Source organism: Stenotrophomonas maltophilia, assembly GCF_039555535.1.
Classification (GTDB): domain Bacteria; phylum Pseudomonadota; class Gammaproteobacteria; order Xanthomonadales; family Xanthomonadaceae; genus Stenotrophomonas; species Stenotrophomonas maltophilia_Q.
Genome location: NZ_CP154630.1, coordinates 222,681 through 242,951, shown reverse-complemented (window position 1 = coordinate 242,951; position 20,271 = coordinate 222,681). Strand labels below are relative to the sequence as shown.

At 67.0% G+C, this 20,271-nt stretch carries 22 protein-coding genes; 9 read left to right on the top strand and 13 right to left on the bottom strand.

All coding sequences use genetic code 11. The features are described from left to right. Positions 1 to 45 precede the first annotated feature (45 nt). Entirely contained in the window at positions 46 to 672 is a 627-nt protein-coding gene (gene lepB / locus AASM09_RS01010; protein ID WP_049429789.1) for a signal peptidase I, read from the bottom strand. A gap of 204 nt (positions 673 to 876) precedes the next feature. Here lepB and AASM09_RS01005 point away from each other — a divergent pair, with 204 nt between their 5' ends. Together AASM09_RS01005 and AASM09_RS01000 are read left to right on the top strand one after the other, a co-directional pair. Then, positions 877 to 1,278 (top strand): hypothetical protein, encoded by a 402-nt coding sequence (locus AASM09_RS01005; RefSeq protein WP_049429790.1) that lies wholly within the window; start codon positions 877 to 879, stop codon positions 1,276 to 1,278. A gap of 3 nt (positions 1,279 to 1,281) precedes the next feature. Next, positions 1,282 to 1,728 (top strand): hypothetical protein, encoded by a 447-nt coding sequence (locus tag AASM09_RS01000; protein WP_049429791.1) that lies wholly within the window; start codon positions 1,282 to 1,284, stop codon positions 1,726 to 1,728. 155 nt (positions 1,729 to 1,883) lie between these two features. Here AASM09_RS01000 and dcp read toward each other — a convergent pair whose 3' ends face one another. From dcp to arfB, 3 genes are all read right to left on the bottom strand, one after another. Continuing rightward, complete coding sequence (gene dcp, locus AASM09_RS00995; protein WP_049429792.1) at positions 1,884 to 4,040, bottom strand: peptidyl-dipeptidase Dcp; 2,157 nt, start codon at positions 4,038 to 4,040, stop codon at positions 1,884 to 1,886. 111 nt (positions 4,041 to 4,151) lie between these two features. Then, on the bottom strand, positions 4,152 to 4,712 hold the full coding sequence (locus AASM09_RS00990; RefSeq protein WP_238378715.1) for a lysophospholipid acyltransferase family protein: 561 nt from the start codon (positions 4,710 to 4,712) through the stop codon (positions 4,152 to 4,154). Positions 4,713 to 4,758: 46 nt separating this feature from the next. Continuing rightward, a complete protein-coding gene (gene arfB / locus AASM09_RS00985) occupies positions 4,759 to 5,190 on the bottom strand; it encodes an alternative ribosome rescue aminoacyl-tRNA hydrolase ArfB (RefSeq protein ID WP_049429794.1) in 432 nt (143 codons plus the stop codon). A gap of 133 nt (positions 5,191 to 5,323) precedes the next feature. On the opposite strand from arfB, the gene AASM09_RS00980 reads away from it, so the two are divergent. Further along, complete coding sequence (locus tag AASM09_RS00980) at positions 5,324 to 5,851, top strand: DUF2059 domain-containing protein (protein ID WP_005407643.1); 528 nt, start codon at positions 5,324 to 5,326, stop codon at positions 5,849 to 5,851. A 70-nt stretch (positions 5,852 to 5,921) separates the two neighbouring features. Here AASM09_RS00980 and AASM09_RS00975 read toward each other — a convergent pair whose 3' ends face one another. Then, positions 5,922 to 6,665, bottom strand: a complete 744-nt coding sequence (locus AASM09_RS00975) for a pseudouridine synthase (protein WP_049429795.1) — start codon at positions 6,663 to 6,665, stop codon at positions 5,922 to 5,924. Positions 6,666 to 6,745: 80 nt separating this feature from the next. Further along, positions 6,746 to 7,333, bottom strand: a complete 588-nt coding sequence (locus AASM09_RS00970) for an O-methyltransferase (RefSeq protein WP_049429796.1) — start codon at positions 7,331 to 7,333, stop codon at positions 6,746 to 6,748. A gap of 165 nt (positions 7,334 to 7,498) precedes the next feature. Between AASM09_RS00970 and AASM09_RS00965 the strand changes: the two genes are divergently transcribed. The 4 genes from AASM09_RS00965 to AASM09_RS00950 are packed head-to-tail and all read left to right on the top strand — an operon-like array spanning position 7,499 to position 10,631. Next, positions 7,499 to 8,110 carry a PIG-L deacetylase family protein gene (locus tag AASM09_RS00965; RefSeq protein ID WP_049429797.1) on the top strand — a complete coding sequence of 204 codons (612 nt, stop codon included), beginning with the start codon at positions 7,499 to 7,501 and terminating at the stop codon, positions 8,108 to 8,110. After that, positions 8,110 to 9,249: a glycosyltransferase gene (locus AASM09_RS00960; protein WP_049429798.1), complete on the top strand. Its 1,140-nt coding sequence runs from the start codon at positions 8,110 to 8,112 to the stop codon at positions 9,247 to 9,249. The genes AASM09_RS00965 and AASM09_RS00960 overlap by 1 nt, the downstream gene beginning before the upstream one ends. Beyond that, positions 9,236 to 9,841: an acetyltransferase gene (locus AASM09_RS00955; RefSeq protein ID WP_049429799.1), complete on the top strand. Its 606-nt coding sequence runs from the start codon at positions 9,236 to 9,238 to the stop codon at positions 9,839 to 9,841. The genes AASM09_RS00960 and AASM09_RS00955 overlap by 14 nt, the downstream gene beginning before the upstream one ends. 4 nt (positions 9,842 to 9,845) lie before the next feature. Beyond that, a complete protein-coding gene (locus AASM09_RS00950) occupies positions 9,846 to 10,631 on the top strand; it encodes a YaiO family outer membrane beta-barrel protein (RefSeq protein ID WP_049429800.1) in 786 nt (261 codons plus the stop codon). 52 nt (positions 10,632 to 10,683) lie between these two features. On the opposite strand, the gene ubiB is transcribed toward AASM09_RS00950, so the two are convergent. After that, positions 10,684 to 12,339 carry a ubiquinone biosynthesis regulatory protein kinase UbiB gene (gene ubiB / locus AASM09_RS00945; RefSeq protein ID WP_049429801.1) on the bottom strand — a complete coding sequence of 552 codons (1,656 nt, stop codon included), beginning with the start codon at positions 12,337 to 12,339 and terminating at the stop codon, positions 10,684 to 10,686. Further along, complete coding sequence (locus AASM09_RS00940; RefSeq protein WP_049429802.1) at positions 12,336 to 12,971, bottom strand: ubiquinone biosynthesis accessory factor UbiJ; 636 nt, start codon at positions 12,969 to 12,971, stop codon at positions 12,336 to 12,338. The genes ubiB and AASM09_RS00940 overlap by 4 nt, the downstream gene beginning before the upstream one ends. 424 nt (positions 12,972 to 13,395) lie before the next feature. Between AASM09_RS00940 and ddlA the strand changes: the two genes are divergently transcribed. Continuing rightward, positions 13,396 to 14,490 carry a D-alanine--D-alanine ligase gene (ddlA, locus tag AASM09_RS00935; protein ID WP_049429803.1) on the top strand — a complete coding sequence of 365 codons (1,095 nt, stop codon included), beginning with the start codon at positions 13,396 to 13,398 and terminating at the stop codon, positions 14,488 to 14,490. A 131-nt stretch (positions 14,491 to 14,621) separates the two neighbouring features. On the opposite strand, the gene AASM09_RS00930 is transcribed toward ddlA, so the two are convergent. The 3 genes from AASM09_RS00930 to oleC form a co-directional block, all read right to left on the bottom strand. Beyond that, the gene (locus tag AASM09_RS00930; protein ID WP_049429804.1) at positions 14,622 to 14,777 is read right to left on the bottom strand and encodes a DUF1328 domain-containing protein; all 156 of its coding nucleotides are present in this window, start codon (positions 14,775 to 14,777) and stop codon (positions 14,622 to 14,624) included. Between the two features lie 82 nt (positions 14,778 to 14,859). After that, on the bottom strand, positions 14,860 to 15,852 hold the full coding sequence (gene oleD, locus AASM09_RS00925; RefSeq protein ID WP_049429805.1) for a 2-alkyl-3-oxoalkanoate reductase: 993 nt from the start codon (positions 15,850 to 15,852) through the stop codon (positions 14,860 to 14,862). After that, positions 15,849 to 17,507, bottom strand: a complete 1,659-nt coding sequence (oleC, locus tag AASM09_RS00920) for an olefin beta-lactone synthetase (RefSeq protein WP_049429806.1) — start codon at positions 17,505 to 17,507, stop codon at positions 15,849 to 15,851. The genes oleD and oleC overlap by 4 nt, the downstream gene beginning before the upstream one ends. 104 nt (positions 17,508 to 17,611) lie before the next feature. Between oleC and AASM09_RS00915 the strand changes: the two genes are divergently transcribed. After that, a complete protein-coding gene (locus AASM09_RS00915) occupies positions 17,612 to 18,043 on the top strand; it encodes a YkgJ family cysteine cluster protein (protein ID WP_029380125.1) in 432 nt (143 codons plus the stop codon). 145 nt (positions 18,044 to 18,188) lie between these two features. Here the strand turns inward: AASM09_RS00915 and AASM09_RS00910 are convergent, their stop codons facing one another. Next, positions 18,189 to 19,079, bottom strand: coding sequence for an alpha/beta fold hydrolase (locus AASM09_RS00910; protein WP_049429807.1), 891 nt, complete (start codon positions 19,077 to 19,079; stop codon positions 18,189 to 18,191). 141 nt (positions 19,080 to 19,220) lie between these two features. Continuing rightward, complete coding sequence (locus AASM09_RS00905; protein ID WP_049429808.1) at positions 19,221 to 20,237, bottom strand: 3-oxoacyl-ACP synthase III; 1,017 nt, start codon at positions 20,235 to 20,237, stop codon at positions 19,221 to 19,223. Positions 20,238 to 20,271 lie beyond the last annotated feature (34 nt).

Sequence of the window (20,271 nt, the reverse complement as noted above, 5' to 3'; positions counted from 1 at the left end):
TAACCTGATAGGTCATGATTGATACACAGGAAGTATCAATTCAGCTTACAGGCGCTGCCACTCGAAGCCGTCGCCCCGGCGGTAGTACACCGCCACCGCCCGGCCGTAGACCTTGTCCGCATCGACGAAACCGAAGAAGCGGCCATCGAAACTGTTGCCACGGTGGTCTCCCAGCACCAGCACCTTGCCGGCTGGCACCACCAGATCGGCGATGTCCGGACCACCGCCCATGTCCAGGTCCAGGCGGGCACGACGTTCACCGAAGGCTTCCACGTCCTGCAGGTCAGCGATCTGCAGCGGCTGGCCGTTGATGCTCAGGTGTCCCTCGCGCATGTGCACGTGGTCCCCCGCCACCGCCGCCACGCGCTTGATCAACCGGGTGCCATCGGCCGGCGAATCAAACACCGCCACTTCGCCGCGCTGCGGGGTACCGGTCGCCAGCAGTTCCTTGTTGGTGAACGGCAGGCGCAGGCCGTAGGCGCGCATGTCCACCACCACCCGGTCGCCCGGTTGCAGGGTCGGCTGCATCGAGCCGCTGGGCACCACGTAGTGGTTGGCCAGGGTATCGCGGGCAGCGGCGAGCAGGCCGAGCATCACCAGCAGCGGCAACGCCTCCTTCTTCAGCCAGGCCAGCGCGCGTTCGGAAAAGGGAGGGCGGGCAACAGCATCCATGGCAGGCTCCGGGTGGGTGGTAGCTGCATCAGACCACAGGCGGGCGGGAGAGGTTCCCGCGCCACGATCCTGTAGAGCCGAGCCTACGCTCGGCTGCTTGTCGAGGGTTTTACGCGCGGGGCCGGCCAAGGGCATCGCACCTTTACGGCCGCCGCGCGCATCGTGTGCCCACCGCGCCGCAGGGCGCATTCCGCAAGGTGTTGTATGACCCTCCTGGTGATCCGCCACGCGTCTTCGTCGGCGCCGCGTCCGCAGCTGCCGGCGCAGCTGGCCGGCCATCGCGTGCTGTGCAGCGATTGCGCCAGCCTGTCCGAAGTACGCCAGTGCCTGTGCCAGCCGCAGGCGCGTTCGGCCGACTGGGTGCTGCTGGATGTCGGCGTGGCCGACGAAGCGCAATGGCAGGCCGAGGGCGGTGCGTTGCAGGCGGCGCTGGAACGTCTGCCGGCGCAGTACATCGAGCTGCAGTCGCCCAGCGAGCTTGGCCTGGATGCGCGCCTGCGCCTGCAGCATGGCCCCGCCGCAGTGGTGATCGACCAGCGCAGCCAGCAGGCCGGCTATCCGCTGTCGCTGGCCATTGTCGGTCGCCGCCTGGCGCAGGAGGGCTGAGCCATGTCGATCTTCATCATCCGTGGCCCGGAAGCCGCCGGTGCGTTGATCCGTACCGCCATGCCGCTGCCGGCGCCGGTGCTGAAGTCGCTGGTGCATCGTGCGATCGACGCCGGCACCAGCGTGGCGATCCGTGCCTGTGGTTCGGAACAGGAACTGCTGGATGCACTGCGCGTGGCCGACCACAGCCGCGGCGAGGTGACGCTGCTCGATCCGGGCGCGTGCGCCAACAGCCTGCGCCTGCAGCGTCTGCTGCCCTATCTGCACAACGCGTACGTGGAAGTGCATGACGACGGCGCGGTGGCCGAGCCGTGCCTGCCGGCTGGTGTCGGCCATCGACTGGGCATTGCTGCAGGGTATGGCGCGCAGAGCTATGTGCTGGCGCTGGACATCGCGCTGGATCACCTGGGGCTGGCCGAGCAGGCCAATCGGGTGCACGTGGGGACGTAAACCGCTGGTGTAGCGTCGAGCCATGCTCGACTGGCTTTTCCGCCTTTGTAGAGCCGAGCCCATGCTCGGCTGCCTTTCCAGGAAACATCAGCCGAGCACGGGCTCGGCTCTACAGAAAGAAAAACGGCGGGGTTTCCCCCGCCGTTTTTTGTTTCTTACTTCAGCCCGCGGAACTTCAGCAGCGGTTCCACCGACGGGTCCTTGCCGCGGAAATCGCGGTACAGGGTCGACAGCTCCACGCTGTTGCCGCGCGAGAGGATCTTGTCGCGGAATTCCTGGCCGTTGGCCGCCGTCAGGCCACCGTGTTCGGTGAACCACTGGTAGGCGTCATGATCCAGCACTTCGGCCCAGAAGTAGGCGTAGTAGCCGGCCGAGTAACCGCCACCCCAGATGTGGTCGAAGTAGGTGGTGCGGTAACGCGGCGGCACCTGCGGCAGATCGACCTTGAACTTCTTCAGCGCGCTGGCTTCAAAGGCACCGACATCCTGCAGCGGCGCGTCGGCCTTCTGCGTGTGCCAGGCCAGGTCCAGCAGTGCGGCCGACAGGTACTCGGTGGTCGCATAGCCCTGGTTGAAGCTGCGTGCCTTGAGGATCTTGTCGACCAGTTCCTGCGGCATCGCCTCGCCGGTCTTGTAGTGCTTGGCGTAGTTGGCGAACACCTTCGGGTCCAGTGCCCAGTGCTCGTTGAACTGCGACGGGAACTCGACGAAGTCGCGCGAGGTGGCGGTGCCGGCGATCGACGGGTACTTCACGTTCGAGAACATGCCATGCAGTGCGTGGCCGAACTCATGGAACATGGTGGTGACGTCGTCGAAGCTGATCAGCGCAGGCTGGCCGGCGGCCGGCTTGGTGAAGTTGCAGACGTTGTAGACCACCGGCTTGGCACCGGTCAGGCCGTCCTGTTCGACGAACACGTCCATCCAGGCGCCACCGGACTTGCTGTCACGCTTGAAGTAGTCGGTGTAGAACAGGGCCAGCGAGGTGCCGTCCTTGTCGAACACTTCGTACACCTTCATGTCCGGGTTGTAGGTCGGAATGTCGGTGCGCGGCTTGAAGGTGATGCCGTACAGCTGGGTGGCGGCGTAGAAGACGCCGTTCTGCAGCACGTTGTCCAGTTCGAAGTACGGCTTGACCTGCGACTCGTCCAGATCGTACTTGGCCTTGCGCACCTGCTCGGCGTAGAAGTCCCAGTCCGAGGCGGCGACCTGGAAGCCGCCCTTCTGCGCGTCGATCACCTTCTGGATCTCGCCGGCTTCGGCACGGGCCTTGGCAGTGGCGGCCGGCACGGTGTCGGTCAGCAGCTTCAGCGCGGCGGCCGGGGTCTTGGCCATCTGGTCGCCCAGCTGGTAGTCGGCGAAGGTGTCGAAGCCAAGCAGCTTGGCCTTCTGCGCACGCAGCTGGGCCAGGCGCTGCACGGTCTGCCGGGTGTCGTTGGCATCGCCGCGCTCGGCGCGGGTTTCCGAGGCCTTCAGCACAGCGGCGCGCTGGTCGCGGTCGCTCAGCGAGCCGAGCACCGGCTGCTGGGTGGTGTTCTGCAGCGGCAGCAGGAACTTGCCATCCAGCTTGCGGTCCTTGGCGGCGGCCGCAGCATTGTTGATCGCGTCCTCGTCCAGGCCGGCCAGCTTTGCCTTGTCGTCGATAACCACGGCCGCAGCGGCGGTCGCCGCCACCAGACGGGTGTGGAACTGGGTGGAGAGGGTGGTCTCTTCCACGTTGAGCTTGCGCAGCGAGGCCTTGTCGGCGTCGGACAGCTGCGCACCCGCACGCACCAGGCCGTCGTAGTAATGCTCGACCAGGCGCTTCTGCACCGGATCCAGTTCCAGCGTGTCGCGCTGGTCATAGATCGACTTCACGCGAGCGAACAGCTTCGGGTCGAGATTGATCTCGTCCTGGTGCGCAGCCAGCTTCGGCGCCACTTCTTCCTGGATCTTCTGGCGCGCGTCGTTGGTATCGGCCTGGACCAGGCCGAAGAAGATGCGCGACACGCGGGTCAGCGTCTCGCCGCTGCGCTCCATCGCCACGATGGTGTTGTCGAAGGTGGCCGGCTCACTACTGTCGGCGATCTTGCGCACGTCGGCCAGGTGCTGGCGCATGCCTTCCTCGAAGGCCGGCAGGTAGTCGCTGTCCTTGATCTTGTCGAACTGCGGCGCCTGGAACGGCAGCGTGCTGGCGCTCAGCAGCGGATTGGTGGAGGCTTCGGCCGGCTGCTGGGCCGGGGCTTTCTGGGCATCGGACACGGGGGTGGACTCCTTGCCGGAACAGGCCGCCAGCGCCAGGCTGATGGCGGCGGCCAGGACTACGGTACGCGACATGTAAAACGCTCCTTGGGCAGATGGTATGGAATACCAGCCCTCCACCCTACTCCTGTCGCGCTCGCCCGGCATGTGCCGGACGTGGCGTCTATGCGGCGGCCTGTGGCCGGCTCAGACCGTGCCGCGGGTCTTGCCGATCCACGGCCGGTAGAACTCGCGGATGGCGGCCATGTCGGCGGCGTCATCGCCGCTGGGCGTGAACAGCGGGCCGATGCCGATGGTCTTTTCCGGATAGTGGAAATACGCGGCCAGGATCGGTACGTCGGCCATCCGGGCGATCTTCAGGAAGCCGGCCTTCCAGTCCTTCACCGCCTTGCGGGTGCCCTCGGGCGTGATGGCGAACCACATCTTCTCGTTGTTGCACAGCAGATCCACCGCCTGCCCGACCGTGCCCTGCGGCGAGCTGCGATCCAGCGGGATCACGCCCAGCTTGTGCAGCAGCGGCCCCAGCGGCCACCAGAACAACGAGGCCTTGCCCAGCACCTTCACCTTCATGCCCAGCGCGATCTTGGCCGCCATGCCCCACAGGCCGTCCCAGTTGGAGGAGTGCGGGGCGATGATGAACACCAGCCGCGGGATGTCAGGCAGGGTGCCGGTCACCTTCCAGCCGCCCATGCGCAGGGTGCAGCGCGCCAGCCAGCGCAGGAAGGCGTTGGGTTTGACCTGTGGCATCTGCGGCGGCACGGCCGGCAGCAACGAAGTCGGCTTGTTCAAGCAATCACTCCCAGTCACGTGATGAGCGCCCGCGCTTGATCTGCGCGCGCCCGCGTTTGGCGTCCAGACGACGCAGTTTCGACCCGAGGGTCGGCTTGGTGGCCTTGCGCGGTTTGGGCACGCTCAGCCCGGCCTGGATGAAGGCCGCCAGCCGCTCGCGCGCATCCTCGCGATTGCGATCCTGGGTGCGGAAACGTTGCGCGTCGATGACCAGCACGCCTTCGCCGGTCATGCGCCGGTCACGCCGCGCCAGCAGGCGCTCGCGCAACGGGTCGGGCAACGAGGGCGAGTTGGCCACATCGAAACGCAGTTCCACCGCGGTGGAGACCTTGTTGACGTTCTGGCCACCGGCACCGCTGGCGCGCACGAACCGCTCGACGATCTCGCCGTCGGGGATTTCAAGCTGCGCGCTGATGGTGACCGGTCCACTGCCCATCCGCGCATTGTAGCGGCAGCCACGTGTCGGAGTGCGCATCGCGCGCCGTATGCCGCCGATCAGGTACCGAACACGCCGCCTTCGCCTTGGCTGCGGGTATGCTGGCCATCCCATGTACCGCAGGAAGCTTCGCATGACCCGCTCCGCACCCGCCCTGCCATCCCTGCTGCGCCGCGCTGCCCTGTTGCTGGCGCTGGCCGTGGCCAGTGTCCCGGCCCTGGCCGCACCGCCGACCGACGGCGACATCAACCGCCTGCTCTCGGCCTCGCGCGCGCAGAGCATGATCGACACCATGCTGCCGCAGATCGAGGCGATGCAGCAGCAGCAGTTCCAGCAGGTGGCCGCGCAGCGCCAGCTCAACGCCCAGCAGCAGGAACAGCTCAAGCGGATCCAGGCACGGACCAGCCAGACCCTGCGCCAGGCCCTGTCGTGGCAGCAGCTGCGGCCGATGTACGTGGACCTGTACAAGAAAACCTTCAGCAAGGAAGACGTGCTGGCGATGGCCGAGTTCTATGAGAGCGCGGCCGGCCAGAGCCTGCTGGACAAGACCCCGGCGCTGATGCAGAACGTGATGGTAGCGATCCAGGCGCGCATGCAGCCGCTGTTCGCAGACCTGCAGAAGGACCTGGAAGCGATCGTCAACGAGCCGGAAAAGAAATAACGGGGTGCGCCGGGCCACGCCCGGCCGCTGGCTGTAGAGCCGAGCCCACGCTCGGCTTACCGCAGCAGCATCAGGCGTCGTCCACCTGCCAGCCGAACAGGTCCAGCGCCTTCTGGAACCCATGGTCCAGCGGCGCACGTACATCGACCACGCCACCATCAGGATGCGGGAAACGCAGGCGCTCGGCGTGCAGCAGCATGCGGTGCACGCCCTGCATGCGGAAGATGCGGTTGTGGCGGCCATCACCGTGGCTGGTGTCGCCGATCATGTGATGTGACAGGTGCTTGAGGTGCCGGCGGATCTGCCGGAAGCGCCCGGTCTGTGGCTGGCAGCGCAGCAGCGCGTACCGTGAGCTGGTGAACTCGCCGACCGGCACCGGCAGCTCGCCGATGGCCAGGCGCTGGAAATCGGTGATCGCCGGCTTCTTCACCGGCTTGCCCGGGCCACCGTCGAGGTCGTGGTCGACCCGCCAGGACAGTTCGGCCGGCCAGCCGCGGCAGACGGTCAGGTAGTCCTTCAACACCTCGCCGCCCATCAGGGCCTTGCCCAACGCACTGGCGGTATCGCGGTCGAAGGCCAGCAGCAGGCAGCCACTGGTGGCCCGGTCCAGCCGGTGGACCAGGAAGATCGGGCGGCCCAGCTGCTCGCGCAGGCGGTCGGCCAGGAAATCGTCTTCGCCACGGGCCAGCTTGCTGTCGTGGACCATCAGCCCGGCAGGCTTGTTGACCACGGCCAGGCGTTCATCCAGGTTCAGCAGCTGCAGGGGCGCGGTGTCGGTCTCGACCGCGGCGAGGGTCTCGGGTTCGGTGCTCACCGCGGGATTATCGCAGATCGGGGTCAGAACCCTTTTCCTTCGGAAAAGGGTTCTGACCCCGATGCGGGGCGGCACGGCAATCAGCCGTTGCGCACGGCCAGCAGTTCACCATTGCCCACCGGCACCAGGCTGGTGCTGAAGTCCGGATCAGCCTCCAGCAGCGCCCGCAGCGGTTCCATCTCTTCCGCGTGCGAGGTGGCGTTGTCCACCACCAGCAGGCCGCCCGGGCGCAGCACGCGACGCAGCTGCGGCCACCAGCCGGCGTACTGCCCGCGGTCCGAATCGAGGAACAGCAGATCGATGCTGTCCTCACCAGCCTGAGCCAACCACTGCCCGGCATCGCCGTGCACCAGCGTGATGTGCTCGCCCAGACCGCTGCGTGCAAAGTTCGCACGTGCCATCGCCACCTTGTCCCCGGCGAACTCCAGCGTGGTCACGTGGCCGTCGATGGCGGCGGCGGCCTCAGCCAGCCACAGCGTGGAATAGCCGTTGGAGGTGCCGACCTCCAGCACCCGCCGCGCTGCGCCGAAACGCACCAGCACCGCCAGGAATTCGCCCGTATCCGGTGTGATGTTGAGCATGCGGCGGCCGCGTTCGACTTCACGGGCGTCGTTTTCGGCACCAAGCCGGGCCAGTTCATTCTTCAGTTCCGACAGTTCCAGAGCCATTTTCCCACTGAGCTCGCCATGAGGCAGCGTCCATTCTTACCCGAATCCCGAATTTCGTACTAATCCTAGAGCCGCTGCATTTTCACGCTGAGATAGTTCCCGCCTCCTTCACGCGGGGGCAGCATGCCTGGCCGCCGCGAACCCGGCTTCCGCTAGGACACAGCCATGACATTGAACATTCTGGCAATCGGCGCCCATCCAGATGACATCGAACTCGGTTGCGGTGGCAGCCTGGCAAAGCTCGCCCGCGCCGGCTCACGCATCCATGCACTGGTACTCAGCCGCGGCGGCCGCGGCTGCCACGCCGGCATCGATCGCAGCGAGGAATCGCATCGCGCGCTGCGCCGACTCGGGGTGGCCGAGGTGATCCAGAAGGATTTCCCCGACACGCGATTCCCCGCCTGCCGCAACGACATCATCGCGTCGATCGAACAGGCCTGCGCCGTGAACGGACCAGGCCGCGTCTACACGATGTGTGGCGAGGATCATCACCAGGACCATCGCACCGTCCACGAAGCGTCGATCATCGCCTGCCGCCACATTCCGCAGATCCTCTGTTATGAGAGCCCCAGCACCCTGCCGCAGTTCGCGCCACAGGTGTTCGAGGACATCAGCGCGCAGCTGGAGCTGAAGATCCACGCGCTGCGCGAGCATGCCAGCCAGGGCGATCGCCATTACATGCAGGAAAGCCACCTCCGCTGCCATGCGCAGTTCCGTGGTCAGCAGATCGGCATCGGGCCCAGCGAGGGTTTCCTGCCATACCGGTTGGTGCTGTGATGAAGACACTGTTGTTCCTGGCCATGTGCGCCTTCATCCTGGTGCGCATCTGCGTGCAGGTCTCGCGCCGGCCCAGCACCCGCCTGTACAGCATCGACGCGATCGTGCCGGCCTACAACGAAGCCCCGTGCCTGGAGCGCTCGCTGGCCAGCCTGTTGGAAAACCCCTACGTGGCGCGGGTGATCTGCGTCAACGATGGTTCCACCGACAACACGGCTCAAGTGCTTGATGCGCTGCAGGTACGCTGGCCCGGGCGTCTGGTGGCCGTGCACCAGGCCAACACCGGCAAGGGCGGTGCACTGATGCACGGGCTGCAGCACGCGACCGCCAAGCAGGTGTTCCTGACCGATGCAGATACCTATATCGATCCACGCAGCCATGGCCTGGGCCATCTGCTGGACGAGATCGAACGCGGCGCCGATGCAGTTGGCGGCATCCCTTCTTCCAGTCTGCAAGGTGCCGGCTTCCTCCCCCATGTGCGCGCCAGCCTGAAACTGCCGATGATCGTGATCAAGCGCAGCTTCCAGCAATGGCTGGGCGGCGCACCGTTCATCGTCTCCGGTTCGTGTGGCCTGTTCCGCACTTCGGTGCTGCGCAAGGTCGGGTTTTCCGATCGCACCTGCGTGGAAGACCTGGACATGTCCTGGTCACTGGTTGCGCAGGGCTATCGGGTTCGCCAGAGCGTCCGCTGCGTGGTCTACCCGCAGGAATGCAACACGCTGGTGGAGGAGTGGCGGCGATGGCGACGCTGGATCGTCGGCTATGCGGTATGCATGCGCCTGCATCGGCGCCTGTTGCTGACCCGCTTCGGCCTTTTCAGCATCCTGCCGATGATGCTGCTCGCCCTGGCCGGCATCGTCCTGTCGCTGCAGGTATGGTTCGGCGCGGCCCGGCTGCACGGACCCGGTGGCCTTGTACTGTCGGTGATGCCCCTGTTCTGGGTCGGCATCGTCATGCTGCTGGCAGTGATCAGCGCCGTCCACCACCGACGCGCGTGGCTGGTGCCGGCGGCGGCCTTCTCGATGCTGTATGTACTGCTCGCCTACGCGATCTGGCTGCTGCACGGCCTGGCGGGACTTTTCACCGGCCGTGAGCCGGTGCGCGACAAACCGACGAGGTACCCGCATGTGGTGGAATGACCTCGACGCCATGGCAGAGGCGCTGTCGACACTGGCGCCCCGCACTGACCCCAGCGCACGGGTCTCGCCACGGGCCACCCTGCAGGGGGCCGTACGGATCGGTGCCGGCAGTCGCATCTGCGACGGCGCCCATGTCCAGGGTCCTGTGTCGATCGGCCGCGACTGCCTGATCGGCAACAACGCGCTGCTGCGCGGCCCGCTGTGCATCGGTGACGGCACGCGCATCGGCTTTGCCAGTGAACTGAAGAACGCGCGGTTGGGCAGCCAGGTCAGCGTCGGTCCGCAATGCTTCATCGCCGACAGTCGTATCGATGACCGGGTCTATCTCGGCGCTCTGGTGCGCACCAGCAACCACCGCCTCGATGGCGCCGCCGTCAGCGTGCACATCGAAGGCACCGCCATCGACAGCCAACGCGAGAAGCTCGGTGCCTGGATCGGTGAAGGTGCCGCGCTGGGTGTCGGCGTGATCATCCTGCCCGGTCGCATCGTCGCGCCGGGGAGCCAGTTCGGCCCACGTATCACCGTGGAACGAAACCTGCCGCCCGGCCGCTACCGGCTGCTGCAGTCACTGCATTCCCAACCCCTGGAGTAACCCCATGCGATTGATCATCCGTAGCGCACTGCCGTGCGCCCTGCTGCTGGCTGTTTCCAGCGCCCACGCCGGCGTCGACCGTGTCACGGTGCAGCTGGACCATGCCGACTACAGCGATGGCTTCGGCAAGCGTGACGTACAGACCGTGGACGTGGCCGGCCGCAATGGCGACAGCCGCTGGCACCTCGGGCTGGCCCATGGCGAGCGTGACTACGGCAGTAGGCGATTCAGCGGCAACCGCGTGCAGGGCTCGCTGCACCATCGCTGGAGCCCGCGCCTGTCCACCCGCACTGCCGTCACGGCATCCAACGATGATCCCGTGTTCGTCAACCGCCAGGTGAACCAGGACATCCTGTGGAAAGTGGCACCGCAGACCGTACTGAGCGTGGGCGGCAAATACGCCCAGTACCATGCCGGCGCCTACGTGAGCGGGTGGTCGGTGGGTGCCTCGCATTACTTCCCGCGCGTGACCACCTCACTGCGCCACGAGCGGCACCGCCAGTCCAATGGACCGGATGGGCATGGCACCACACTGTCGCTGCGACTGAAGGATGCGCAAGGCCGTGGCTCGACCCAGCTGTGGCTGGGCAGCGGTACGTCCGGCTACACCGCCGAGTCCGATCCGCTGCTGCTGCGCGAGCACGACGCACGGCGTGCCTTCCTGCGCCGCAGCCAGCCGTTGGGTGAGCACCTGGTGCTGGACGTGGGTGTCGGCAAGACCTGGCACAAGACGCGCCTGGACAGCTTCCAGAGCGTGCAGTCGCACCTGGGCCTGGGCTACCACTGGTAAGCCTGTGGTCGATCGGCGGCGCACATTGCCGCCGATCTTCAATCTGCTGGGGTCAGCGCCACCACGCGCGTGCCAGCGCAACGACACCTACCACACCGGACAGCCAGCTCCACATCGGCAGGTCGCCCCAGTACCAGCCCGGCGGCTGCAGCACATACATCAGCGCGGCAATGGCGAGCAGGCCGACACCGGTGATCGCACCCACCGCGCGCTTCTGCAGGCGCTGCAGACTGGCATCGAGCACAACCAGGTCGCGCGAACGCATCGCCAGTTCGTGGCGGCCCTCCACCTGCTGGGTCAACCAGGCGTGCACCAGGCGCGGCATGTCCGGCGCGTGGGTCATGATCTCCGGCAGGCGCTTGCCGATCTCGCGTACCACCCGGCGCGGGCTGTAGCGCTCGCGCAGGATCTTCGCCAGTACCGGCTTGGCCACCGCCCAGATATCGATCTGCGGGTCCAGCTGGCGGCCGACGCCCTCGATGTTCAGCAGGGTCTTCTGCAGCAGGATCAGCTGCGGCTGCAACGTCAGCTGGTAACGCTGCGCCACGCGGAACAGCTTCATCAGCACTTCGGCCAGCGAAATCTGCGACAGCGGCCGGGTGAAGTACGGCTCGCATACCGAGCGCACCGCCGCTTCCAGATCGTCGATGCGTACGTGGTCGGGCATCCAGCGTGCCTGCACGTGCAGTTCGGCGATGCGACGGTAATCCCGGTTGAAGATGGCCATGAAGTTCTCGGCCAGGTAGTACTGATCTTCCTGCGAGAGCTGGCCCATGATGCCGAAGTCCAGCGCGATGAAGCGCGGATTGGCTCGGCGCGCCGGATCGGTGTCGACCCAGATGTTGCCGGCGTGTGCATCGGCATGGAAGAAGTTGTCGCGGAACACCTGGGTGTAGAACACCCGCACACCCTTGGCGGCCAGCGCCTTTCGGTCGATGCCGGCCTTGTCCAGCGCGGCGATGTCGTCGGACGGAATGCCCCACACCCGCTCCAGCGTCAGTGCGCGCTCGGCGGTGTGGCTCCAGATCACTTCCGGCACGTACAGGTCGTCGCTGTTCTCCCAGAAACGACGCAGCACGCTGGCATTGGCGCCCTCGCGCTGCAGGTCCAGTTCGGCGGCCAGGGTGTTCTCGACTTCGGCCACCACTTCGCGCGGGCGGATCTTGTCGGCGCGTGGGTGGGTGCGCTCGACCAGCGCGGCCAGCGAGTTGAGCAGCGCAATGTCGGCGTCGATCTGCTTCTCGATGCCCGGACGCAGCACCTTGACCACCACCTGGCGGCCATCGGCCAGCGTGGCCGCGTGGACCTGCGCGATCGAGGCCGAGGCCAGTGGTTCGGTATCAAAGCTGGCGAACGCTTCGCTGACCGGCAGGCCGAGCGCGTCCTCGACGATGCGGCGCGCGGTCTCGCCATCGAACGGCTTGACCCGGTCCTGCAGCAGGGTCAGCTCGTTGGCCACGTCCGGCGGCACCAGGTCGCGGCGCGTGGACAGGATCTGGCCAAACTTGACGAAGATCGGGCCGAGGTCCTGCAGCGCCAGACGCAGGCGGGCGCCACGCGACTGCGAAGCGATACTGGCCGAGGCGCGCGGCACGAACGGCTTGGCCAGGCGCAGCCAGCGCTCGGCCGGCGTGCCCTGCAACAGGTCGTCGAGACGGTAACGCAGGATCACCCGGCCAATGCGGCTTGCCCGCAGCACGGCCTTCATGCGGCACCCCGCAGCCGCTGTACGCGTGCACCAAGGCGCTCCACGTCATCGCGCAGCACATCCACGTCGTCGTGGAAGGCATCCAGCTCCGCACGTGGCACCACGTCGCGCGATTCCTCGGTGATGAACTCGGCAGCGCTGTGGGCCAGGTCGATGGCACCCTGGCGTGCATGCTGCAGGGCGCTGCGCAGGGTGTTGGCGACCTGCACGCCCAGCACTTCGCCGAACACGCTGACGAAGGGCTGCTGCCAGTCCGGGTCGAAGCCCTTGGCCAGCTGCTGCAGGCGACGCGCCAGCTCGGCATCGCCGGCCACGCGCACACGGCCCTTGCCGTTGTTGTCACCGCGCCGCGCGTTGGCCAGCAGCGGCAGTTGAGCGAGCACGCCGGCCAGGCTGCTGCGCACGGCCAGGTCGGCCTCCTGCGCGTCCACCGGGCCGACCCGCAGTGCATCGCCGTCGACGCTGATGCGCATGGCCAGCGAAGGCGCTTCCAGGGTCAGGTCGATATGCCGGCCGTCGAGGCTGACCAATGCATAGCGGGTATCCTGATCCAGCGCCAGTGCGCGGTTCAGGGCGATCTGCAGGGCGCGGCCAGCGACCGGCTTGAGGGACTTGAGCAGGGAGAGAGCCATGTGCGCATTCTACCTGCGTGGGTGGGGGGCTTGGGCCGGGCTGCCGCCCGGCACCCGCAGAGGCAACGGCAGAGGCAACGGCAACAGCAATAGCCGAAGCAACAGCAACAACCGGCATTCCGTGGGTTGACGGGGTGGGTCCGGTTGCGGGGGCCGCTGCAAGTACGTCCCTGTAAGCTCGGTCGCCGCATCCATGCGGCTCACGCCCCCGCAACCGGACCCACCCCGCCTTCGACAGGTTCCTGCCGTCTGTAGGGTCGGATCCCGTTGCTGCGCAACGGGCTCTGACCCCTGTTGATGGGCCATGAGGACGGTAGATCCACGCCATGCGTGGATGGATGGTTGGTTCATCCGCGCCTCACCTGGGCGGCAACGGAAGGTTCATGCTGTACGGCCACGCAACGCACAGGACATCGCATTCGCCATGGCACGGACCCGGGTCGGCATCATCTTCGGTGGCAAGTCTTCCGAGCACGAAGTTTCACTGCAGTCGGCGAAGAACATCCTCGACGCGCTCGACCGCGAGCGCTTCGAGCCGGTGCTGGTCGGCATCGACAAGCAGGGCCAGTGGCACCTGAGCCAGCCGGAGACGTTCCTGATCAATGCCGATGATCCGTCGCGCATCGCGCTGCATCGGTCCGGCGCGTCGCTGGCGGTGCATCCCGGCGCCGAACAGGCGCAGCTGCGCCCTTCCGATGCGGCCGCAGCGCTCGGCCAGATCGATGTGGTGCTGCCGATCGTGCACGGGCCACTGGGCGAGGACGGTGCGCTGCAAGGCCTGCTGCGCATGGTCAACCTGCCCTTCGTCGGTTCACCGGTGCTGGGTTCGGCCGCAGCGATGGACAAGGACGTGGCCAAGCGCCTGCTGCGCGATGCCGGCCTGCGGGTGGCACCGTGGTTGTGCATCCGCCGTCATCAGGCCGCAGCGGTCGATGTCGATGCGGTGATCGCCCAGCTCGGCCTGCCGTTGTTCGTGAAGCCTGCCAACCAGGGTTCGTCGGTGGGCGTGAGCAAGGTCAAGGATGCCGCGGGCTTCGCCGATGCGCTGGAACTGGCGCTGCGGCATGACCACAAGGTGCTGGTGGAATCGGCCATCGTCGGCCGCGAGATCGAATGCGCGGTGCTGGGCAATGAGCAGCCGCAGGCCAGCGTATGCGGCGAGGTGGTGGTGCACGACGAGTTCTACGCCTACGACACCAAGTACATCAATGCCAATGGCGCTGACGTGGTGGTGCCGGCCGACATCGATGCCGCTACCCAGGCACGCATCCAGCAGATCGCGCTGCAGGCCTACCAGGCGCTGGAATGCGCGGGCATGGCGCGGGTCGATGTGTTCCTCACGGCCCATGGCGAGATCATCATCAACGAGATCAACACGCTGCCGGGCTTCACCCGCATCAGCATGTATCCGAAGCTCTGGGGCGCCAGCGGCGTGGACTACACCACCCTGATCACGCGGTTGATCGAGCTGGCGCTGGAGCGCCATGCGGCCGATCGCGGATTGCACAGCGCCTTGTAGAGTCGAGCCATGCTCGACTCATGAAAGGCAGTCGAGCATGGCTCGACTCTACAGTGGTGGGTGCCGACCAACGGTCGGCACCCACCGGAAAGAACAGTGCCGGCCAGCGGCCGATCCTGCCCTGCGGTCTGCTATCCGCGCTTGCGGAACATCGAGATCACCGCCAGCACCAGGAAGATCACGAACAGGATCCAGGCGATGTTGCTGGCAGCACCAGCGATGCCGGAGAAGCCGAGCACGGCGGCGATGATGGCGATGACGAAAAATATGACGGCGTAATGCAGCATGGCGCTCCTCGCAGATGTCCGGGCCGTTGGATGGCGTAGGTCCATCCTCCCGATCTGGCGGTGTGCAACCAGTGATGGCGATCTATGCGGCAGATGAAGCCTTCAGCCTGCGCAGCCCTTCCTCGATGCTGACCTGCGGCACGTAGCCGAAGTCGCGGCGCGCCGGTTCCATGCTGTACCAGTGCGGCGTGCACAGCTGCTCGGCCAGGAAGCGGGTCAACGGCGGTTCGCCGCGCAGGCGCAGCAGCGGCCACAGGCGCTCGCAGATGGCGCCAATGCGATAAGCGGTCTTGAAGCTGATCGCCTTGTCCACCGTCGGTGCACCAACAGCGGCCAGCAACTTGTTGACCAGCTCGCGCATCGGCAGCGGTTCGCCGTTGGAAATGAAGTAGGCCTTGCCCGCACACGCGGCACCCGGCGCCAATGCCTCGAAAGCGAGGAAGTGCGCGAGCGCGGCGTTGTCGATGTAGGTGGTATCGACCTTGTTGTTGCCATCGCCCACCAGGCGCAGCCGGCCCTGCCGTGCACGTTCGGCCAGGCGTGGCACCAGCTGCTGGTCACCCGGGCCCCAGATCAGGCGCGGGCGCAGCGCCACCGTGGCCAGCACGGCGTCATTGGCGGCCAGCACGCGCTGTTCGGCAATCGCCTTGGTCGCCGCATACGGGGCCTGGAAGTCCTCGCCGTACGGCACTTCGTCGGCGCCGAGGCCTTCCACCGGGTGGGTGGCACGGTGCGTCACGCTGGGCGTGGAGGTATAGACCAGCCGGCTGATGCCATGCGCACGGCAGGCGGCGATCACATTGTCGGTGCCGACCACGTTGGCCTGGTGGTAGCTGTCATAGCTGCCCCAGGCGCCGGCCTTGGCACCGTTGTGGAATACCGCGTCGACGCCGGCCACCGCGTGCAGCACCGCCTGCGCATCGGCCAGGTCGCCACGGATCTGGCCCACGCCCATCGCCTGCAGTTCCGGGTAATGGCTGCGGTTGAACGCCAGCACCTGGTGGCCACGCTCGACCAGACCGCGGCACAGCGCCTGGCCAAGGAAACCACCACCACCGGTGACCAGGATCTTCATGCGCGCTTCTCCAGTTCGGCGCTGGCCCAGACGGCGAGCTTCTCGCGGCCGATCTTGGCGTTGTGACGGATATCGACGGGGAATGATGGATGCACCAGGAAGTGCTGCAGGCCGGCCTCGGGCACCCGTGCAGCGGCCTGCGCGCGCAGCGCTTCCTGAAGCGCCGGGCTGTCGGACTGGCCGCGCAGCAGTTCCACGCACAGCACCGGCACCTGCGCACCGGCCACGCCGACGCCGACCAGCGCGGTGCGCGCCACGCCTGCGACGGTGTTGAACACCGGCTCGACCTGTTCGGTGTACAGCGGTCCGCGCGCTGTCTCCACGCGCTGCGTCTTGCGTCCGCAGAACCACAGGCGGCCCTGCGCATCGAAGTAACCGACGTCACCCATGCGATGGACCACGCGCGTGCTGCCATCGGCCAGCGTCTCGCGGATCTTCGCTGCCGCCGTCGCCTGCGGGCGGTTGAAGTAACTGTCGGTGGCGGTCGGCCCGGCCACGGTGATCTCGCCCACCTCGCCGGTGGACAACACGCGCGCCTGCGACCAGTCCGGCAGCGGCGCGTCGTCGATGGCGATGATGCGCACTTCATTTGGTTCAACCACATTGCCCACGCAGGTACCGGCACCGGTCTCGGTGGCGGCGCGCGTACGCTCCAGCTCACGGCCTTCGACCACGGCCACCGGCAGGCACTCGGTGGCGCCATACGGCGTCCAGAACTGCGCGTCGGCCGGCAGCAGGCTACGGATGGTGGCGACCACGTCCGGCGGCACCGGCGCACCCGCCGAGGTCACCCGGGTCACCGTCGGCAGCGGCTGACCATGCTTCGCCAGCACCCGCATCAGCGCCGGCGAGCCGAACAGCTGGGTCACCCCGAAACGCTGGATGGCGTCGTGCAGGCGCGCCGGGTCGGCCTGCGCCGGCCGGGTAGGGTCCATGTCCGGGATGACCGAGGTCAGGCCCAGCGCAGGATCGAACAGGGCGAACGGCGGGAAGGTCGGCAGGTCCACCCCGCCCGCTTCCATGCCGAAGGCGCTGCCCAGCAGCTGGATCTGGCCGACGAAGTGGCGATGGCGGTAGACCACGCCCTTGGGCACGCCGGTGGAGCCGCTGGTGAACAGGATCGCGGCCATGTCCTCGCCGTCAGTGGCGGCCAGCATCGGCCCACCGCTGGCACCTGCGCGCTCCAGCGCGGCCAGCGTGGTCCCGCCCCAGCCGAGGCGGCGGCCGACGGTCACCAGGCGGGTCGCCGACGGTGCCCAGCGCAGCACCAGCCGCGCCACATGCGCCAGCGGAATGCCGATGAAGGCCTCTGGCTGCGCCTCGTCCAGGCACTGCTTCAGCGCGCGCTTGTCGATGCCCGGGTCGACCAGCACCGGCACCGCGCCCAGCTTGAACAGGGCAAACATCAGCAGGAAGAACTCTGGCGACGGCCGCACCATCACCACCGTGCGCACCCCACGGCCGATCCCGTAACCGGTCAGGCCAGCGGCCATGGCGTCGCTGCGGGCGTCCAGCTGTCGGTAGTCCAGGGTCACGTCGTAAGCGGCCATGCCGTTGCCGGCGCCACGGCGGCCAGGGCAGCGGATGGCGATCTGGTCGGGCCGTTCACGCGCCAGTTCAGGCAAGCGGGCGGCAATATTGCAGGGTCGGTTCATCCGTTCATTGTCGCCGCTTACGGAATTTCTTGCGCGGCGGCCCACTTCGTGGAAAATCCGCACCCTCGTTACTGATTCCGACTGCCGCCCGAGGCGGCTTGCCCATGCAACATCCCTGCATGACCTGCGGCGCCTGCTGCACCCAGTACCGCGTGGCCTTCCACTGGATGGAATCGGACGAGGTCACCCCCGGCGGCGTACCGCACCAGCTGACCGAGGTGCTCGACCCGCATCGCCTGTGCATGCGCGGCACCCATTCCAAGCCAGTGCGCTGCGTGGCGCTGGATGCGCAGATCGGCGTGTATTCACGCTGCACCATCCACCCCAACCGGCCCAGCGTGTGCCGCGAGGTGGATGCATCGTGGGAGTACGGCAAGGCCAGCCCGCAGTGCGACAAGGCGCGCATTGCCTACGGCCTGGATCCGTTGACGCTGGCCGACTGGCGCTGGCGCGATGACGCGGACAATGACGACGACCATCCGGACGACAACGGCAACAGCCCGTCTTCGCCGCCGCAGGCGCCGGTCGCCGCGTGACCGGCGGGGTCGGATCCGTTTCCGGCACGGAAACGGCTCTGACCCCATGTACGACAACGCCGGGCATGGCCCGGCGCTACCGAAGGGTTCCGTCTCAGATGGGGTCAGAGCCCTCTCTGCGAGAGGGATCCGACCCCGCATCCGGTTACAGCGGGTTCTTGTCCAGGAACGCGCGGATCTCCGGCACCAGCACCTCGTGCTTGTCTTCCAGCACGTAATGCCCGGCATCCTCGAAGGCATGCACCTGGGCCCGCGGCAGCGCGGCCTGGAAGCCCTTCAGGAAATGATGGTCGAACACGAAGTCGCGCAGGCCCCAGCCGAGGAAGGCCGGGCGGTCGGCGAACGACGGCAGCGCCTTGCCGGCACGCTCCAGCAGCGACCACGCCTTGTCGGCCGGCGACAGCGGGATGTCCTGCATGAAGCGGATGGTGCTGATGCGGTTGGCGTAGCTGTTGTACGGCGACACATAGGCGCGGCGCACATCGGCCGGCATCTTCCGCTCCACGCCCAGCCACGAGGCACCGGACGAGAAGGCGTTGAAGGTGCGGATGATCCACTCGCCGATCTTCCAGTGGCGCCCCAGCGCGATCTGCCACGGCATCTTCTTCGCCGCCGGCATCGGGAAGGCAGCGGTGTTGAGCACCACCAGGCGCTTCACCTGCTCGTGGTGCGACAGCGCCCATCCGAAGCCGATCATGCCGCCCCAGTCGTGCACGGCCAGGGTCACCGGGCCGGTGATGCCCAGGTGCTTGAGCAGCGCATCAAGATCGTCCACACGCGACTGCAGCGTGTACTCGTAGCGGCTGTCGTCCGGCTTGTCCGACAGGCCCATGCCGATGTGGTCCGGCACGATGCAGCGGTACGTGTCCGACAGGCCTGCCACCAGCGTGCGCCAGTAATAGCTCCACGACGGGTTGCCGTGCACCATCACCACCACCTCGCCGTCGCGCGGGCCTTCGTCGAGATAGTTCATCGACAGGCCGGGGCGGACCTCGAAGCGCTGCGGGTGGGCGGGGTAACCGGGAAGATCGCGCATGCGGAGCACCTTGGAAGAATCGCGGCGCGGTGTAGCGCCGAGCCATGCTCGGCGGCTCTCCGGTCAGGCCGCGGAAGAACCGCGCTGTGCGCGTGAGCCGAGCGTGGGCTCGGCTCTACAGGGAGTCAGGCAGCGGGCTGCTTACCAGACCACTTCAGCCATCGAACAGTTCAGGCCCGAGCCGATGCCCAGAAGCGCGATGCGATCGCCCTTCTTCAGCTTGCCCAGCTGCTTGAGCTTGCTCAGCACGATCGGCACCGAGGCCGGGCCGATGTTGCCGTGCTCGCCGAAGATGGTCATGACCTTCTTCGGGTCGATGCCGAAGTTCTTGATGAACGCGGCGGTGTGCGGCTGGCTGACCTGGTGGATCACGAACTGGTCCAGCTCTTCCACGGCCCAGCCCAGGGCGATCTTGGCGGCGCTGAAGGTCTTCTGCGCCAGCTTGATGCCTTCGATCAGCAACAGGCGGGTGTCGGTGACCATGCGGTCCAGGTTGCCCAGGCACAGCTGGTTCCACTCGGTGGCCGAACGGGTCACGCCGCCCTTGTAGCGCGGCGCGTCCGGCACCAGCTCCGAGCGCGCCATCACCATCGCCGCGGCACCCGAACCGGTGGTCAGCGCGGCCAGTTCGTTGCGGAAGTCGTCGGCGGTGACGTCCGGGGCGGTCATGCGCTCCAGGGTCTTCTCGTACACCAGGTTGGCGGTCTCACCGTCCACCACCAACGCGTAGTCGATATCACCGCGCTCGATCATGCGCGCGGCGATATCCATGCCGTTGATGAAGGCCAGGCAGGCATTGGCGACGTCGAAGGTCATGCACTCGTCGCTGACGCCGAGGTTGCCCGACACGATGGAAGCGGTGGACGGTTCCAGGTAGTCGCGGCTGACCGAGGTATTGACCAGCAGGCCGACCTGCGTCGCATTGATGCCTGCGTCTTCCAGCGCCTTGCGGCCCGCCATGGTGGCAGCGTCGGACGCCAGCACGCCGTTATCCCACAGGCGGCGGGCGTGGATGCCGGCGATGTCGCCGAGCACGTCGGTGCGGATACCCAGGCGGTCCAACGTCGGCTGCAGCCGCTCGTTGATTTCCTTGGTCGTCAGCGTGTGCGGCGCGTCGACGTGTGCCAGGCCGGCGATCGAGACATTCTTGAAGAGCATCGAGGTTAGCGCCAAGGCTCAGGCAAAAGGGGGC